We start from the raw sequence: 16637 nt of genomic DNA on the forward strand, positions 1-16637 counted from the left end.
TGTCCAATGCCCCTGGCGGCTTCCGGGCCTTCTGAGGTTTCGGTGCGCGTGGGTTGACCAGCTGTCACTGACAAAGCTCCCTGGGATAGATATCCTTAAAATCCTATATTCATATAAATAATTCCAATAATTTGGATGCTACGTTCAGTTGGCTTTAGAGGAGCCGGTTCTCATAGTAGAAAATGTCAGATCTGCGTCATTCTCGCATGAGAGCGGCCCTTTCGAGACTGCCATGACTTCCGTGCTTCCCCTATGCCCGCCCTCGAACGACAAATTGAATAACTATTTATAGTTACGTTGGGAAGTAAAGGATGATACAGACCTTATGCATGACGCAGATCTGGCATTTTCTGCTAGCGCACGTTTGTTTCGGAGGAAAACGGGTCGCTCGCGCTGATGGTTGAAGGCTCGCCAGCGCGATTTGACCTAGCCGGTATGAAAGGCCAGGCGCACCAGGCGGTGCTGAGTCACTTTGACGTGTTTTGCTAGAAACTGGATGAGGCATCCCGCTGCAGGCTGATGCCCCGTGTCGAGATCCCAGAACCCCGCTCTCACAGATACTCGATCTGGGCCCCGTCGGTGTCGCAGGTGAGGATATGCGTCTCGCAGGCGGGGAAGTGCCGGCGCAGCCGCACTTGCAGGAAACGGGCCACGATCGTGTCATCGGTCACGGTCATGAGGGTCGAGCCCGAGCCTGAGATCCAGAGCGTCTTAGCCCCGCCTTCGAGGCAGGTCTCACGGATCGCTTCGTAGTCGGGGATCAGCGCCGCTCGGTAGGGCTCCTGGAGGCGGTCGTCGTTGGCGGCGGCGATGAGCTCGGCGTCACCGGACTCAAGCCCTCGCGTGATGCCGGCGATGCGCCCCATCTGCCAGATCGCCGTGGACAGCGGCACCTCCTGCGGCACAACCTTGCGGGCATCGCTTGTGTGCACCTCGTACGGTGGAATGATGGTCACGAACCGGAGCCGATCGCTCACCTCGTAGCGCAGGCAGCGGGGCAGCTCCCCCTCAGGCGTGAAGGAGCACACGGCCGCTCCGAGGATGGCCGGCGCCACGTTGTCAGGATGGCCCTCGACCGCAGTGGCGATGGACACGAGCTCCTCGCGGGTAACCGGGCGGTCGGTCAGGGCGGCGGCAGCCATGATGCCGGCCACCACACAGGTTGAGCTCGATCCCAGGCCCCGTGCCACCGGGACCTCGGTCTCGATATGCAAACGCACGGGGAAGGGCTCCTCGCCCCACGCCTCGAGCGCGTCGACGAAGGAGACGTACACGAGGTTCCGCTCATTCTGGAACTCCGCCGGGCAGCCGGTGATCTCCAGCTCGTCGGTGCGCTCGAAGGTGAAGCGTGCGTGCAGCGAGACGGCCATGCCGAGGGTGTCGTAGCCGACGCCCAGGTTGGCTGAGGTGGCGGGCACGGTGATGCGGATCATGGGATTCCTCTCGGATTGGATCTTGCTGCTTGGACACTGAGCTGGCGCCGCGGGCGCAGGACTCGTGCGGCTGCTCGGCTGGTGCCGACGGAACTTGCTGCGCGCATGCGTCCCAGGTGGCACGGGCCGCGTGAAGATGCCTGCACGATGGCCGCGGCCAGCTTAGGCGAACCGCTCCGCCGCCTGCTCCACATAGGCGCCGAGCTCGTCGATCTCGGCCACGTCGGTGAAGCGCACGGGCTTCGATGCGAGTTCGGCGAGCTGGCGCGGTGCCTGGGTGCCGGTCGCCTCGGCAAGCGTGTCCATGCAGGCGAAGTCGTCATCTGGGACCTCGAGGCCAAGGGCGCTGGCCACGGCGCGGGGGAACTTGTAGGGGCTCGCCGTGGAGAGGAGCACCCGGGCCCGGGCGTCGGGTGCCGGCTCAAGCGCATCGAGCACGTGGTAGCCGCAGGCGGTGTGCGGGTCGATCACATAGCCGTAACGCTCCCAGCAGTCGCGGATGGCCGCGCTGACCTCGTCCTCGTCGGCCCAGCCACCGTCGAACACGCCCCGGATCCGCTCGATGAGCGCGGACGGCACCGTGTAACTGCCCGTCTCCGCGAGTGAGGCCATGAGCCCGGCCACGAGTTCGCAATCGCCGCCGGAGAGGTGGTAGAGCATGCGCTCGAGGTTTGAGGAGATCAGGATGTCCATGCTCGGGGAGGTGGTGGTGTAGAAGGGGCGGCGACGATCATAGGTGCCGGTTTTCAGGAAGTCGAACAGCACGTTGTTCTTGTCGCTCGCCACGAGCAGGCGCGCCACCGGTAGGCCCAGCTCGCGTGCATAGTATCCGGCGAGGATGTCGCCGAAGTTGCCCGTGGGCACGCAGAACTCCACGGCGTCGCCGGCCGTGATCACGCCGGAGCGCAGCAGCTGCGCGTAGGCCGCGAAGTAGTAGACGACCTGCGGCACGAGTCGGCCCACGTTGATGGAGTTCGCACTCGAGAGCACGGTACCCCGCGCACCGAGCCGCTCGGCGAGCGCGCGGTCGGAGAAGATGAGCTTCACGGCGCTCTGGGCGTCGTCGAAGTTGCCCCGCACGCCGCAGACGGCCACGTTCGAGCCCTCCTGCGCGCTCATCTGCAGCTCCTGCACGCGGCTGACCTTGCCCTCGGGGTAGAAGACCGTGATCGCGCAGCCCGGCGCGTCCGCGAAGCCCGCGAGCGCCGCCTTGCCGGTGTCGCCGGAGGTGGCCGTCACGATCATGATGCGCTCGCCCGCGGCGCCCTCGTCCGCCGTGCGCGCCATGAGGCGGGGGAGCATCTGCAGGGCGACGTCCTTGAAGGCGCTCGTGGGTCCGTGGAAGAGCTCGAGTACGTAGGAGGGGGTGTCCGGGGCCTCGCCCGTGCGCGGGGCGAGGGGTACGACGGGTGTGATCTCGTCGGCGTCGAAGGTGTCCCCGTAGGCCTCGTCCACGCAGGCGGCGATCTCGTCCGATGTGTAATCAGGTAGTAACAAACCCATGACCTCGACCGCGAGCTCCCGGTAGCTCTTCTCCGCGAGGGTCGCTACGTCGAGTTTCGTCGAACCGAGCTCATCAGAGACGAAGAGCCCCCCATCGGGAGCGAGGCCGGTGCGCACCGCCGCCCGGGCGCTGACGGCCTGCTGGCGCGAGCGTGTACTATGATATGTGCCCATATTCCTGCTCCTCTGTGACCGATGACGATCCGTCCCGCTCATGGTAGCCGATGCGTGGGCAGACCCGTCGGAGGGCCGAGAAAGGTAACGTCTTCGTCATGATCAAGATCGCTAAGTTCGGTGGCTCCTCCGTCGCCGATGCGGACCACTTCAGGAGGATCAAGGGGATCGTGGAGTCCGACCCCGCGCGCCGGTTCGTGGTAGTCTCCGCCTGCGGCCGCCGAGGCAAGGGAGACTCCAAGGTCACCGACCTCCTCTACCTGGTGAATGCCCATATCAACTACCGCGTGTCCTACGATGACCTGCTGGACGACATCGCAGGCCGCTACTTCGACATCGCCGATGACCTGGGGCTCGCCTATCCCATCCGCGAGGAGTTCGCCGCGTTCGCCGACGCCGTCCGCGCCGGCGACCTCAGCACCGAGGCCCTGGTCTCGCGCGGCGAGTACTTCACGGCGCGGCTCATGGCCGAGTACCTGGGCCTTCCCTTCCTCGACGCGGCTGACGTGGTGGCCTTCCACCACGATGGGACGCTGGCGCTCGACCGCACGCGCGAGCTCGTGCGCGAGCGCGCTCCCAAGGGCGGCTTCGTGCTCCCCGGCTTCTACGGCGCCACGCGCGAGGGCCAGATCAAGCTCCTCGATCGCGGTGGCGGCGACATCTCCGGCGCCATCCTGGCGACCTGCCTCTCGGCGGATCTCTACGAGAACTGGACGGACGTGTCCGGCTTCCTCTCCGCCGACCCGCGTGTGGTGGACAATCCCGAGTCCATCGCCCGCATCACCTACTCGGAGATGCGCGAGCTCTCCTACATGGGTGCCTCCGTCCTGCACGAGGAGGCCATCTTCCCCGTGCGCGATGCGGAGATCCCCATCGTCATCAAGAACACCAACCGCCCGGACGACCCCGGCACCATCATCAGCGACACCGCCGGCACGTCGGACTCCGAGCCGATCATCACCGGCATCACGGGCAAGCGCGACTTCGTGGCCGTGCACGTGGTCAAGAACCACATGTGTGACGAGGTGGGAATCCTGCGCAAGACGCTCTCAGTCTTCGAGCGCTACCGCGTGAGCGTGGAGCACATCCCCTCGGGGATCGACTCCTTCGCCGTGGTGGTGCAGGGCAAGGATGTGAAGGACAGCCTCTGGTCGATCGCCGCGGACATCAAGACCGAGGTCGAACCCGACGAGATCAAGGTGGCGGAGGGGCTCGCGCTCATCTCCACCGTGGGCCGCAACATGGTGGACCGCCCCGGCGTGTCGGGAAGCCTCTTCGCGGCACTCGGCCAGGAGGGCATCTCGATCCGCATGATCGCCCAGGGTTCGGATGAGATCAACATCATCGTGGGCGTGCGCGACGAGGACTTCGACCGCGCGATCCGCGCGATCTACAGCGCGTTCTCCGACGGCGACCACATCCTTGAGCTCTCGGAGCTCAAGCGCGAGGAGGATGCGCTGCGGCGCTTGCGGTGAGTGGCTGCCCAGCAGGGCGCGGGTGCGTCCGCGGCTTCCGTGCCGGCGGTTAGCGCGGGACGTGCGGTTGGCTCCGGCGTTCCCGGTGACGCGGGCGATGCGGCGGGTACACGGAGTTTTGAGTGGGAGCAACAGGTCAGGAGGCATCATGGCAGGGAATCTGACGGTGGCGATTCTGGGCGCGACGGGCGCGGTGGGCACGCAGATGCTCCAGTGCCTGGATGAGCAGGAGATTCCGGTCGGCAAGCTCAAGCTGCTCGCGAGTGCACGGAGCGCGGGTAAGACCGTGGCGTTTCGCGGTGGCGAGGTCGTGATCGAGGAGGCCCGGCCCGAGGCGTTCGAGGGCTGCGACATCGTGCTCGGCGCGGCGGGTGACGACATCGCCCGCGAGCTGTTGCCCGAGGCTGCGCGCCGTGGGGCCACGGTGGTGGACAACTCCCACGCCTTCCGCATGGATCCCGAGGTCCCGCTCGTCATCCCGGAGATCAACGCGCAGGACATCTCCTGGAACAACGGGATCATCGCGAACCCCAACTGCGCGACGATCATCGGCCTTGTACCTACCTGGCCCCTGCATCAGCTGGCCGGTGTGACGCGCATGATCGTCTCCACCTATCAGGCGGCGAGCGGTGCGGGCGTGCCGGGCATGGAGGCGCTTCGGGCCGAGATCGGGGCGTTGGGTCGCGGCGAGGGGCTGCCGGCGCCTTCCGCCTTCGCGGCGCAGCTGGCGAGCAACCTGATCCCGCAGATTGGCGGCGAGGCGTTCGAGGGCTACACCTCCGAGGAGATGAAGCTCCAGAACGAGGGGCGCAAGATCATGCACCTGCCCGATCTGCGTGTGAGCTGCACCTGCGTGCGCGTGCCGGTGATGCGCTCGCACTCGGAGAGCATCACACTCGAGTTCGAGCGCGCGGTTGGTCTCGATGAGGTGCGAGCGGCGCTCGCGGCGGCGCCCGGCGTGCGGGTGGTCGACGACCTCGCGGCCGAGAACGCGCACGACCGCTTCCCGATGCCGATCGATACGAGCGACCAAGATCTCATCTGGGTCGGACGCATCCGCCGGGACCTCTCTAACCCGGACGAGGCCCGCGGCGTGAGCTTCTGGTGCTGCGGCGACCAGATCCGCAAGGGCGCGGCCACCAACGCCGTCCAGATCGCGAAGCTCCTCTGCGCGTAAGGTCTCACCCGGGTGCCGGCAGCCCAGATGAAGGCATGCGGTTCGGCACCAACATTCGGCATGCGACCCTGACCGTGCAAAATGTCGCCTTTAAGAAGATGAAAAGGCTACATTTTGCACGGTCACCATCTGCCCCCGGAGCTGACCCCGGAGCTGACAGTGCAGGATTGCGGCTTTTGATGGCCCGATAAGGCCGGATTTTGTCCTGTCAGCGTGTGCGGGTCGACACGACGGGAGGGGGTCCGGCCTTTCGCTGCACGCTATCTCAGAACCGTGTTCTTCAGGTATCCGTACCCGCGCCCATCCATCTCAGCGAGGGGGATGAACTCCAGGGCGGCGCCGTTGATGCAGTAGCGGAGGCCGCCAAGTTCCGCGGGCCCATCCGTGAAGACGTGGCCGAGGTGGCTGTCCGCCGCGTCGCTCCGCACCTCGATGCGTGGACGACCGGGAATGCTCGGGTCGGCGTGCTCCGTGATGACAGCATTTGCGATCGGGCGGGCGAAGGCGGGCCAGCCGCAGCCCGAGTCGAATTTGTCCGCGCTTGAGAACAGCGGCTCGCCGCTCACTCGATCCACGTAGATGCCGGGTTCGAATTGCTCGTCATACGGATGGGAGAAGGGCCGCTCCGTCGCCGCGTTCTGCGTGACCTCGAAGGCGAGATCGTCCAGGCGCTCGTGCATTTCCGCTTCATCGGGGCGGTTGTACCGCTGCGCCGCGATCTCGAAGTCATGGGCATGGGCAGCAACAAAACGTTCGGCCCCACCGAGATCGACATGGCAGTAGCCGCCGGGGTTCTTGTCGAGGTAGTCCTGATGATAGTCCTCGGCGGGCCAGAACTCCGTCAGGGGCGCGGCCTCGATGGCCACACGACCGCCGCCGTGCTGGGAGAGCTCGTGCTGCAGCTGGCGCAGCGCGGTTCGCACGACCTCCTCGTCTACGGGGTCGGTCCAGTGGATACCGGTGCGGTACTGGGTGCCGGCGTCTCCGCCCTGGCGGTTCAGGCTCGTGGGATCGATGGTGGTGAAGTATGCCTTGAGCAGCAGGGGGAGCGGGATGATCGCGGGATCGAAGGTGACGCGCACGGTCTCTGCGTGCCCGGTGGCCCCGGTGCAGACCTGCTCGTAGCTGGGGTTCTCGATGCGGCCGTTGCCGTTGGCGTAGCCGACCTCGCAGTTCGTCACCCCGGGGAGTCGTTTCATGAAGGCCTCGGTCCCCCAGAAGCAGCCCCCGGCCAGGTAGATCTCATGGGGGATCGTGGCGGTGGAGCCATTTGCGGTGGAGGGACTGTCTGTGGTGTGCTGGTTCAGATCGTTCGACATTTTGCCTCGCTCAGGTGGTCGCATGGTTGGATCTTGGCATTCTACCCATGTCCCCTACGGCAGGCGCACGATAAACGCGATCTCGTGCTCCCCGCGCCGCTCGACCGTCGCGGTGCCGCCGTGTGCCTCGGCCACCGATCGCACCACCGAAAGGCCGATCCCCGAGCCGCCCGTCTCCGCGCTCCGGGACGCGTCGGGCCGGTAGAAACGCTCGAAGAGCCGGTCGAGGTCACCGTTCGGCAGCGTATCGCAGGTGTTCGCCACGGTGAGCTCGACCCCGTGCCCCCGTGCGCGCAGCATGACCGAGATCACCCCGCCCTCCGGCGTATAGCGCGTCGCGTTGTCCAGCAGGAGCTCGAGCACCTGCGCGAGCGCGGTCGCATCGCCCCGGCAGGTGAACCCCGCTGCGATGTCGGCCGTGAGCTGCTGGCCGCGCGTCTCCGCCACGGCTTGGAAGGTCGACACGGACCGCTCCGTGAGCGCGGAGATCCCAACCATCCCCATCTCGAGCACGCCGCCCTCGTCGATCCGCGCGAGCGTCACCAGCCGTCCGGTGAGCGCCGCGAGGCGTGCGACCTGGTCGTGGATGCTCCGGCTCCACTCATCCTCACCGTGCTCGATCTCGATGACCTCAACCGCCGCGTCGATCACGGAGAGCGGTGTCTTGATCTCGTGGCTCGCATCTGTGATGAAGCGCTTCTGCCGCTCGTAGCCGGTGACGATGGGCTTCACGGCAACGCGGGAGAGGATGAGCGAGAGCACGAGCACGAGCCCGAGTCCAAGGGCGCTGACACCAACGCTCGTGGTGAGGAACGACCAGAAATTTCCCAGGTCGCGACTGCAGTCAACAAAGATGTACATCGTTGTGCCCGAGTCAGCGCTCCCACCGGCCTGCTCGCCCGACACCGCCAGGAACCGATATGAACCGATGAAGCCGGACATCCGCCCCTCATGGAAGAGGGATTGGGCCCAAGATTCGGCGTCTNGGCGCTTGCGCACTGGCGCCGTCCTGCGCGCCGGCGCCTTGGGTGCCCGTGGGGGGCTCGCGCGTGGGGAAGGTGCCCCCGCCCTCGGCCAGAAGGGCGAGCCGCTCATCGGCCATCGAGATGATCTGCAGGTAATTGGTCACGTTGATCGTCACCATGATGCCGGTGAGCACAAGCGCAACCGAGACCATGGCGACGAGCACGAAGGTGCGCCGGAGCCGCTTGATCATGCCGCGCCCCCGTCCGCCTCAGATCCCGCCTCGAGCGCGTACCCCTGGTTCCGCGCCGCAGTGATGCGCGCGGTGGATCCGATCGCGGCGAGCCGCTTCCGCAGGTTTGAGATGTACACCCACACGACGCTCGCTTCATCCGGGGCCTGATCGTCCCAGACCTCCACGAGCAGGCGCTCAGTGGGCACACGCTCGCCGGACCGCTCCATGAGATGCCGAAGCAGGCGGAACTCGAGGTTTGCGAGGTGGACGCTGCCGGAAGGGCCGGTGAGCTCGCAGGAGGGGATGTCGAGGCGCAGGTCGCCCGCCGCGAGGGTGGATGCGTCGACGGCCGCCGCCGAGCGCGTCATCACGCGCAACCGGGCGAGGAGCTCCTTGGCCGCGAACGGCTTCGCCAGGTAGTCGTTGGCCCCGGCGTCCAGCCCCGCCACCTTGTCCTCCACCTCGCCCTTCGCGGTGAGCATGATGATGGGCACCGTGTTGCCGAGGGCCCGCGTGCGGCGGAGGACCTCGATGCCATCTATGCCGGGCATCATGATGTCCAGGATCGCGGCGTCGTAGCTCACGCGTTTGAGGTGCTCGAAGGCGGAGAGCCCGTCGCCGACGGACTCCACCTCATAACCGCTGTGCTCGAGGATGGTCGAGAGGGCCCGCACGAGACCCGGTTCGTCTTCGGCGAGTAGCAGGCGCATGACTGCTCCTTTCGGATGCGGCTTCGTCTGGCCTCATGATAGCGCGCGCACCTTAATCCAACCTAAGCCCTCAAATCTCCCTGGCGGGAAAACCCCAGATGCTGCCTAAGCGGAACCTTAGGCCCTCCTGAAGCCGCCATCTTCGCAGGTGGCGGGCGGTACAAAGAGATCNCGCGGCCATAGCAATCGCCTGCGGACTCGCAGGTGGCCTCGCCGGGGGCGCCATCGCCCAGGCGGCGGGTATCGGCTCGAGCAACCAGGCGAGCATGGGTGCCGGCATGGGCGGCCAGATGCAGGGCGGCATGGGCGGCCAGATGCCCGGCGGCACGACGGATGGCACGACGCAGGACGGCGACTCGTCCAGCTCCACCGTCCCCTCCATGCCCGGCGCTGACGGATCCAGCTCGTCGAGCACGGACGGCACCGGCAATGCATCAACATCCAGCACCACCACGACGGTGAGTGCGACGACCACCGCGTAAGGAAGCGCGGACGACCCCGTAAGGAGGAGCCATGACCACCACCTCTCAGGGTGCGCGCGCACCCGAGCTCATCGGATCTGCCCGTGAGATCGACCTCGATATCGTGATCCCCGTCTACAACGAACAGGCCGAGATCGCCTCGTCCATCATGCTGCTGCGCGCCCGCATGGACGAGCTCGCCCAGAACGGGTTCACCCCGAGCTGGCAGATCGTCATCGCAGACAACGCGAGCACCGATCTCACCTGGGAACTCGCTGGAGCGCTCGTGCGCGAGCACCCGGCAACCGTGCGCGCCATGCGCATCCCGGAGAAGGGCCGCGGGCGGGCGCTCAAGCTCGCCTGGGGCGCCTCTCGCGCCCGGGTGGTCGCCTACATGGACGTCGACCTCTCAACAGATATCGGGCAGATCCCCGAGCTCGTCCAGCCGATTCTGACCGGCCGCGCGGACCTCGCCTTCGGATCGCGCCTGCTGCCCGACTCCGACGTCGAGCGCTGCCTCAAGAGGGAGTTCATCTCGCGCGCCTACAATCTGATGCTCCGCACCTACCTGGGCGTCAGCTTCCACGATGCGCAGTGCGGCTTCAAGGCACTCTCAGCTGAGGCGGCGGCCGTGCTCCTGCCCCGTATCGAGGACAACGAGTGGTTCTTCGACACGGAGCTCCTGGTCCGCGCCGAGCGGCTCGGGCTTGCCAGCGCCGAGATCCCCGTGCGCTGGCGCGAGGACACAGGGTCGACGGTCCACATCGTCGATACGGTGCGGAAGGACATCGCCGGTATGCGCCGTCTGCGCCGCGAGGCGCGCATGGAGCAGGGAGGCACCGGAGGATCGGCCCCGGCAGCGGGGTTCATGGGAACAGGAAGGACGGTTGATGCACGATGACCACGGCAGAATGGACGATTCCCCGCGCGGGATCACGGAGCGGCGCGCCCGCGCACGCGGCGAAGCACACGCGTCCGCGGGCTCGCTCGCGCTCGCTCGCACCGGCGCGCACCCGCGCCGACCTGATCATGCTCGCCGGCCTTCTGGTGAGCGCCACCTTCATCTTCTTCTGGAACCTCACGGCCTCCGGGTACGCGAACGAGTTCTACAGTGCGGCCGCGCAGGCGGCATCGCAGAGCTGGGAGGCCTTCCTCTGGGGCTCGCTTGACGCGGGCAACGCCATCACGGTCGACAAACCGCCGGCTGCGATCTGGTTCATGGGGCTCTCGGTCCGCATCTTCGGGTTGAGCTCGTTCGCGATCCTGTTGCCGCAGGCGCTCATGGGCGTGGGCAGCACGTACGTGATCTACGCGACCACGAGGCGGTACTGGGGCAACCGGACGGGCATCCTCGCCGGCGGGCTCTTCCTGCTCATCCCGGTGGCGGCGCTGATGTTCCGCTTCAACAACCCCGACGCTCTGCTGGTCCTGCTCATGCTCGGTGCTTCGGCATCCACCTTGCGCGCACTCGAGCTCGCCCCAGATAAGGCTGGCAACCGTAGGCGCACGCTGTGGATCGCGCTCGCCGGGTCCCTCGTCGGCCTCGGATTCCTGACCAAGCAGTTCCAGGTCATGCTCATCGTGCCCGGCCTCGCGGCGGCGCTCCTCGTCGCCTCGCCGAGCCGCTGGCCCCGCCGTCTGCTCGACGCCTTCGTCGAGATCGCATCCATCGTGGTCTCGGCCGGCTGGTGGGTGCTCCTCACCGTGATCGTCCCGGCGTCCGAGCGGCCCTACATCGGCGGCTCCCAGACGAACTCCTTCATTGAGCTGACCTTCAGCTACAACGGTCTCGGCCGCCTCACCGGCGACGAGACCGGGTCGGTGGTTNGCGCGCTCGCGGCCCAGGCTTCCGGCGGGACGAACCTCGAGCTTGCATCCGGCCAGGTCATGAGCACGCCCGAGGTGCTCGCCCTCGCCCGCCTGCGCCAGGCCTTCATGATCATCTTCGCCGCCTGGCTTGTGGTCACCTGGCTCGTGTTCAGCTTCATGGCGGGCATCTTCCACTCCTACTACACGGTCGCCTTGGCGCCTGCGGTGGCGATGCTCGCGGCAGTGTTCCTGGTGGGCGCCTGGGAGCTGCGGGATCGGATCGGCATCCGCGCCCTCGTGGTGGCGGTTGGAGCGGCGAGCTCGGTCTGGGCCTTCGCGCTGATCCTGCGCTCGGGTTCCTACACCTGGCTCGGTTGGGCGGTCCTCGTGGTTGGCCTCGGTGGTGCCCTGGCAGGCGGCATCTCGCTGCTCGGCGCCCTGCGCACCGATAGTTCACCGGCCCGCGTGACGGCGGGCACCTGGGTCGCGCTCGGCGCTATGGCCGTGGCAATCGCGGCGGGCCCGACGGTCTGGACGGCGGCAACGATCGCCACCGGGCACAACGGCTCTATCGTGTCCGCGGGCCCGAGTGGGTCGATGGGCGGCATGGGCGGCGGCCAAGGCGGTCAGCCCCCGACCGGCGGCGGCACGGGTGCGCCCGGCACCACGACGACGGACGGCACCTCCACCACGGACGGCTCGTCCACCACGGATGGCACCAGCAGCGCGACCACTGATGGCTCCACCACGACGGACGGCACCGCGTCCAACACGGGCGGCCCCTCCCAGGGCGGCGGCTTGCTCGGTGGTGGTTCGGCAAGTGAGGCCATCGTCGAGATGCTGATCCAGAACGCGAGCGGCTACCGCTGGGCGGCAGCGACCACAGGCTCCCAGAACGCGGCCAGCTACCAGCTCGCAAGCGAACTGCCCGTGATGGCGATCGGCGGCTTCAACGGCTCTGACCCGGCGCCGACGCTGGAGGAGTTCAAGAGCTACGTCGCCCAGGGCCTCATTCGCTACTACATCTCTGGTGGCGGCATGGGCGGATCGCAGATGGGTGGCTCCGACGCCGCCTCCGAGATCGCCGAGTGGGTGGCTGAGAACTTCACGGCCACCACGGTGGATGGTGTGACCATCTACGATCTCTCTTCCGGCGCGACCTCGTAAGCGACGGTTTCACCGGACACTCCGAAGGGGCGGATCCCATGGCGGGTCCGCCCCTTTTGCTTGTCTTCACCTCCTCGACCGGGCATCCGGCCATGACGGGCGTCTTGGCTTTTGCGGCTTCGAGGGCGAGCGAGGTAGCGGCCCGTCCGCTTGCGCATCTGGGGCAACCACCTCGATCGGTCTACCGGTCGTGAACGGTTCGTCTCAAGTGGGTTTGCGATCGTGCTGGGCTCGCTCCGGCATGACCCGCGGCCATGCCGGAGACATCGTCACCCCTGTGGCAGCCGGATGCCACGGGCTGTCATGCGGAGATGGGCGCTGGATGGGTCGGTTGAGGTCCCGCATGTTGAAAACTTCCAGAAGTGCGGTAGTAAAATCGGCTGGGCCAAGTACACCGGGCTGTGGGCAAGTTTTTTCCTGCGAAAACGCCGGCCGATTGATGGGGATACGCGAGCCGCGCCATTTCACTACCGCACTTCCGTACATTTCTAATTATGACGATTGAAGATTGATTCAAAGTCTCAAATCAAATTATACAAATACTTATATTATTGAGTATTGCAATCTAGAGCGAAAAAAACAGAGGGGATCGCGGCCCTCACGCCGGCAGCAGGGTCGTCACGATCAGCTCGAGCAGCTGCTCGACGGGCATGCGGTCGGGCAGGAACATCCAGGTGCCGATGGCCGCAAGCAGGCCCGACAGGTAGAGTTCGCGCACGATCTCGTAACGCTGTCCGCTGAGCTGCGAGTTGGCGAGCAGAAACCGGTCGAGCAGGGGAGCGATGATCTCCTTCATGCGCTGGGCGAAGGCAGGGTCGCCGTGTGGGCCCATGAGGTACGGGGTCACGTCGCCAAACCGTTGCGTGATCTCGATAATGCGGCCCATGTGCTGCGAGATGTCAAAGGTCTGCTCACGGAGGATCTCCTCGTTCACCAGGCGGCTCACACTCGTGAGGACCTCGTCCTCAATCTGGCCGAAGAGATCGTAGACGTCGCGGAAGTACAGGTAGAACGTGGCACGGTTGTACCCGGCGCGATCGGTGATCTCGCGTATCGTGATCCGTTCGATCGGTTTCTCGAGGTACAGACTCCAGAACGCCTGCTTGAGGTTGGCGCGCGTCTGCTCGGTCACCGCCGGCTGCTTCTTCATGGATCCTCCTCGCATTCGCCTTGGACCGGCCCTTGGATATCGACTGTTGAGCACTGGTCCAGCCCTGTTTTTGCTGCGACTCGACAATCTCCCGCCGAGTGTCGAGTGGCTGTTCTTTCGCCCCTGTTCCCTGAGTATACTCAATCTCGACAACAGGATGTCGAGTGATCCCCACCGGCTGGAACGCTCGACGGTCGAAACGGAGCGGGCGTGTCCTACATCGAGTTTGAAGACGTGCACAAGATCTATGGCTCCGGTGAGGGGGAGGTCCGCGCCCTCGATGGGGCGACCTTCACCGTCGAACGCGGCGAGCTCGCGGTCATCCTCGGGGCCTCGGGCGCCGGCAAGACCACGGCCCTGAACATCCTCGGCGGCATGGACTCGGCCACCTCGGGCCGCGTGGTGGTGGACGGCCGCGATATCAGCCGCGCCCGCGAGGACGAGCTCGTGGAGTACCGCCGTGCCGACGTGGGCTTCGTCTTCCAGTTCTACAACCTCGTGCCGAACCTCACCGCGTTGGAGAACGTCGAGCTTGCGGCCCAGATCTGCCCGGACTCCCTGGATCCGATCGACACCCTCACGAAGGTGGGGCTCGCCGAGCGCCTGGGGAACTTCCCCGCCCAACTCTCCGGCGGTGAGCAGCAGCGCGTGTCCATCGCCCGCGCCATCGCGAAGAACCCCAAGCTCCTGCTCTGCGACGAGCCCACCGGTGCCCTCGACTACCGGACGGGCAAGCAGGTCCTCCAGCTCCTGCAGGACACCTGCCGCGTTTCCGGGCTCACCGTCATCATCATCACGCACAACTCGGCGCTGGCCCCCATGGCCGACCGGCTGATACGCTTCAAGAGCGGGCGCGTGACAGAGCAGTCGCTCAACGCTCGGCCCCTGCCGATCGCCGAGATCGAGTGGTAGTCATGGCGAAGCGTCGGAGAGCCGCATCCACATCCACGCGCCGGATTCGTCGGCGTCGGCCAAACGCCTTCGCGACGGATATATGGCGCACCATCACCGGTAATCTGAAGCGGTTCATCTCGCTGTTCGTGATCACTGCTCTAGGTGCCACGATGCTCGTGGGGCTGAAAGCGGCCTGCGATGACCTGCGCGCGACCGCGGACACCTTCTTCGATACCCAGCGGCTCTACGACATCTCGGTGCGTTCCACCTTGGGGCTCACGGCGTCTGACATTCAGACGCTCGCGCAGGTGGACGGCGTCGCCGCCGCCGAGGGCGGCTACACCGAGGCGGCGTACACCGAGGTGTCGGGCGCCACCGAGAAGGTCGATCTGAGAGCCCTGCCGACAGGCGAAGACAGCCTGAACGAGCCGAAGCTGGTGGAGGGCCGCCTGCCCGAGCGCGCGGGCGAGCTTGCCGTGACGCCGCGATATCTGCAGGCGAGCGGGCATCAGGTGGGCGACACCGTGGCCTTCTCGTCAACGACGAAGCTAGACGATGCCGCATCCGCTGAGAGCAGCGCGTCCGGCGCGAGCACCACCTCCGACGATGAGGCGGCCGCTGGGGTCGCCGAGGCCGATGAGCCCGATGCGACCGCCATCTCGACCGAGGTCTTCGCCCGCGGGACCTACACCATCACCGGCGTGGTGCGCGACCCCATGGACGTGAACCCCGACGGGGACTCCATGGTGTTCCGAACCGGTTCGAACACGAAATACGTTTTCTACCTACCGCTTGCGGCCGTGGAGGACTCGTCCGTCTACACCGTCGCCTACCTTTCGGTGACGGGCGCCCGTGAGCTCGAGAGCTATTCATCGGCGTACGAGGACCTGATCGGCCATGTGAAGTCTGCGGTGGAGAGCATCCGCTCGGAGCAGGAGCAGGCGCGAACCGACAGCGTGCGCTCCGATGCCGCGAAGAAAGTCGACGATGAGGAGGCATCGGCGAACGCGCAGCTCGCCGACGCAGCGGGCCAGCTCGCCGATGCCCAGCGCACCATAGACGAGGGCGTGTCCGCGCTCGCGTCGGGCCGCCGCGAGCTCACGCTGCGCGAGGCGTCCGCTGCTCAGGAGATCGCCGCCGCCCGCGCCACGATCGATGGCGGGTACGCTCAGATCGCCGCCGGCGAGGCAGAGCTCGCAGCGCAGGAGGCGGCGCTGCCGGACGCTCGTGCCAAGCTAGACACCGCTCGCCGCCAGCTTGCTGAGCAGGAGGCGGCGGCGCTCAAACAGGCGAACGACCAGGTTGACGCCAGTCTGGCGCCCGCCCGCGCCGAGCTCGCGGCACAGGAGGCGGAGCTCGACGCTGCGCGGACGAAGGCGACGGCCGGCCGGGATGAACTCGTCGCCCAGGTGACAGCCGTCGGGATCAGCTGGCCTGCGGCGGCGTGGGCGGATGTTGAGTCCGCCGGCACCGAGGAGACCTCTCGCGCTGTCCAGGACGCCTTCAATCAGGCGCTCTCCGCCGCCATCGATGTCGTCCGCCCCGCGCTCACCGAGAAGCGGGCCCAGCTCGACGCCCAGGCGACCGCGCTTTCAGCGCAGCTCGACACCACCCGCGCGGCTCTCGCCGCCCTTGATCCTGCGGACGCCGCCAACACNAGGCGGCGAGCGGTGCGGGCGTGCCGGGCATGGAGGCGCTTCGGGCCGAGATCGGGGCGTTGGGTCGCGGCGAGGGGCTGCCGGCGCCTTCCGCCTTCGCGGCGCAGCTGGCGAGCAACCTGATCCCGCAGATTGGCGGCGAGGCGTTCGAGGGCTACACCTCCGAGGAGATGAAGCTCCAGAACGAGGGGCGCAAGATCATGCACCTGCCCGATCTGCGTGTGAGCTGCACCTGCGTGCGCGTGCCGGTGATGCGCTCGCACTCGGAGAGCATCACACTCGAGTTCGAGCGCGCGGTTGGTCTCGATGAGGTGCGAGCGGCGCTCGCGGCGGCGCCCGGCGTGCGGGTGGTCGACGACCTCGCGGCCGAGAACGCGCACGACCGCTTCCCGATGCCGATCGATACGAGCGACCAAGATCTCATCTGGGTCGGACGCATCCGCCGGGACCTCTCTAACCCGGACGAGGCCCGCGGCGTGAGCTTCTGGAGCTGCGGCGACCAGATCCGC

At 66.7% G+C, this 16637-nt stretch carries 12 protein-coding genes and 1 pseudogene; 7 read left to right on the forward strand and 6 right to left on the reverse strand.

Annotated features, from left to right (window positions below; all coding sequences use genetic code 11):
* Positions 1-551 precede the first annotated feature (551 nt).
* On the reverse strand, positions 552-1433 hold the full coding sequence (thrB, locus tag CAP13_RS08285; protein WP_085831123.1) for a homoserine kinase: 882 nt from the start codon (positions 1431-1433) through the stop codon (positions 552-554).
* Between the two features lie 162 nt (positions 1434-1595).
* Entirely contained in the window at positions 1596-3110 is a 1515-nt protein-coding gene (thrC, locus tag CAP13_RS08290) for a threonine synthase (protein WP_085831124.1), read from the reverse strand.
* 98 nt (positions 3111-3208) lie between these two features.
* Here thrC and CAP13_RS08295 point away from each other — a divergent pair, with 98 nt between their 5' ends.
* Complete coding sequence (locus tag CAP13_RS08295; RefSeq protein ID WP_085831125.1) at positions 3209-4585, forward strand: aspartate kinase; 1377 nt, start codon at positions 3209-3211, stop codon at positions 4583-4585.
* Positions 4586-4733: 148 nt separating this feature from the next.
* Positions 4734-5762 (forward strand): aspartate-semialdehyde dehydrogenase, encoded by a 1029-nt coding sequence (locus tag CAP13_RS08300; RefSeq protein ID WP_085831126.1) that lies wholly within the window; start codon positions 4734-4736, stop codon positions 5760-5762.
* Between the two features lie 260 nt (positions 5763-6022).
* Here CAP13_RS08300 and msrA read toward each other — a convergent pair whose 3' ends face one another.
* The 3 genes from msrA to CAP13_RS08315 form a co-directional block, all read right to left on the reverse strand.
* Complete coding sequence (msrA, locus tag CAP13_RS10540; RefSeq protein ID WP_085831127.1) at positions 6023-7081, reverse strand: peptide-methionine (S)-S-oxide reductase MsrA; 1059 nt, start codon at positions 7079-7081, stop codon at positions 6023-6025.
* Positions 7082-7135: 54 nt separating this feature from the next.
* Positions 7136-8023, reverse strand: a complete 888-nt coding sequence (locus CAP13_RS08310) for a sensor histidine kinase (protein ID WP_179185008.1) — start codon at positions 8021-8023, stop codon at positions 7136-7138.
* 270 nt (positions 8024-8293) lie between these two features.
* Positions 8294-8989, reverse strand: coding sequence for a response regulator transcription factor (locus CAP13_RS08315; RefSeq protein WP_085831129.1), 696 nt, complete (start codon positions 8987-8989; stop codon positions 8294-8296).
* A gap of 266 nt (positions 8990-9255) precedes the next feature.
* Here CAP13_RS08315 and CAP13_RS08320 point away from each other — a divergent pair, with 266 nt between their 5' ends.
* The 3 genes from CAP13_RS08320 to CAP13_RS08330 all read left to right on the forward strand — a co-directional run bounded on the left by CAP13_RS08320 (position 9256) and on the right by CAP13_RS08330 (position 12426).
* On the forward strand, positions 9256-9471 hold the full coding sequence (locus tag CAP13_RS08320) for a hypothetical protein (protein WP_179185010.1): 216 nt from the start codon (positions 9256-9258) through the stop codon (positions 9469-9471).
* Positions 9472-9502: 31 nt separating this feature from the next.
* Positions 9503-10351 (forward strand): dolichyl-phosphate beta-glucosyltransferase, encoded by an 849-nt coding sequence (locus CAP13_RS08325; RefSeq protein WP_085831131.1) that lies wholly within the window; start codon positions 9503-9505, stop codon positions 10349-10351.
* Positions 10352-10479: 128 nt separating this feature from the next.
* Positions 10480-12426: a mannosyltransferase YkcB-related protein gene (locus CAP13_RS08330; protein WP_425429850.1), complete on the forward strand. Its 1947-nt coding sequence runs from the start codon at positions 10480-10482 to the stop codon at positions 12424-12426.
* A gap of 598 nt (positions 12427-13024) precedes the next feature.
* On the opposite strand, the gene CAP13_RS08335 is transcribed toward CAP13_RS08330, so the two are convergent.
* Positions 13025-13576: a TetR/AcrR family transcriptional regulator gene (locus CAP13_RS08335; protein WP_085831133.1), complete on the reverse strand. Its 552-nt coding sequence runs from the start codon at positions 13574-13576 to the stop codon at positions 13025-13027.
* A 210-nt stretch (positions 13577-13786) separates the two neighbouring features.
* On the opposite strand from CAP13_RS08335, the gene CAP13_RS08340 reads away from it, so the two are divergent.
* A complete protein-coding gene (locus CAP13_RS08340) occupies positions 13787-14488 on the forward strand; it encodes an ABC transporter ATP-binding protein (RefSeq protein ID WP_085831134.1) in 702 nt (233 codons plus the stop codon).
* A gap of 1636 nt (positions 14489-16124) precedes the next feature.
* Positions 16125-16637 (forward strand): annotated as a pseudogene (locus CAP13_RS08350) (Asd/ArgC dimerization domain-containing protein); the annotation flags it as partial.

The sequence above is a fragment of the Collinsella vaginalis genome, assembly GCF_900176655.1.
Lineage (GTDB): Bacteria > Actinomycetota > Coriobacteriia > Coriobacteriales > Coriobacteriaceae > Collinsella > Collinsella vaginalis.

Coding starts and splice junctions, on each gene's coding strand:
- thrB (WP_085831123.1), bottom strand. CDS start 1,433: ATGATCCGCATCACCGTGCCCGCCACCTCAGCCAACCTGGGCGTCGGC.
- thrC (WP_085831124.1), bottom strand. CDS start 3,110: ATGGGCACATATCATAGTACACGCTCGCGCCAGCAGGCCGTCAGCGCC.
- CAP13_RS08295 (WP_085831125.1), top strand. CDS start 3,209: ATGATCAAGATCGCTAAGTTCGGTGGCTCCTCCGTCGCCGATGCGGAC.
- CAP13_RS08300 (WP_085831126.1), top strand. CDS start 4,734: ATGGCAGGGAATCTGACGGTGGCGATTCTGGGCGCGACGGGCGCGGTG.
- msrA (WP_085831127.1), bottom strand. CDS start 7,081: ATGTCGAACGATCTGAACCAGCACACCACAGACAGTCCCTCCACCGCA.
- CAP13_RS08310 (WP_179185008.1), bottom strand. CDS start 8,023: ATGTCCGGCTTCATCGGTTCATATCGGTTCCTGGCGGTGTCGGGCGAG.
- CAP13_RS08315 (WP_085831129.1), bottom strand. CDS start 8,989: ATGCGCCTGCTACTCGCCGAAGACGAACCGGGTCTCGTGCGGGCCCTC.
- CAP13_RS08320 (WP_179185010.1), top strand. CDS start 9,256: ATGGGTGCCGGCATGGGCGGCCAGATGCAGGGCGGCATGGGCGGCCAG.
- CAP13_RS08325 (WP_085831131.1), top strand. CDS start 9,503: ATGACCACCACCTCTCAGGGTGCGCGCGCACCCGAGCTCATCGGATCT.
- CAP13_RS08335 (WP_085831133.1), bottom strand. CDS start 13,576: ATGAAGAAGCAGCCGGCGGTGACCGAGCAGACGCGCGCCAACCTCAAG.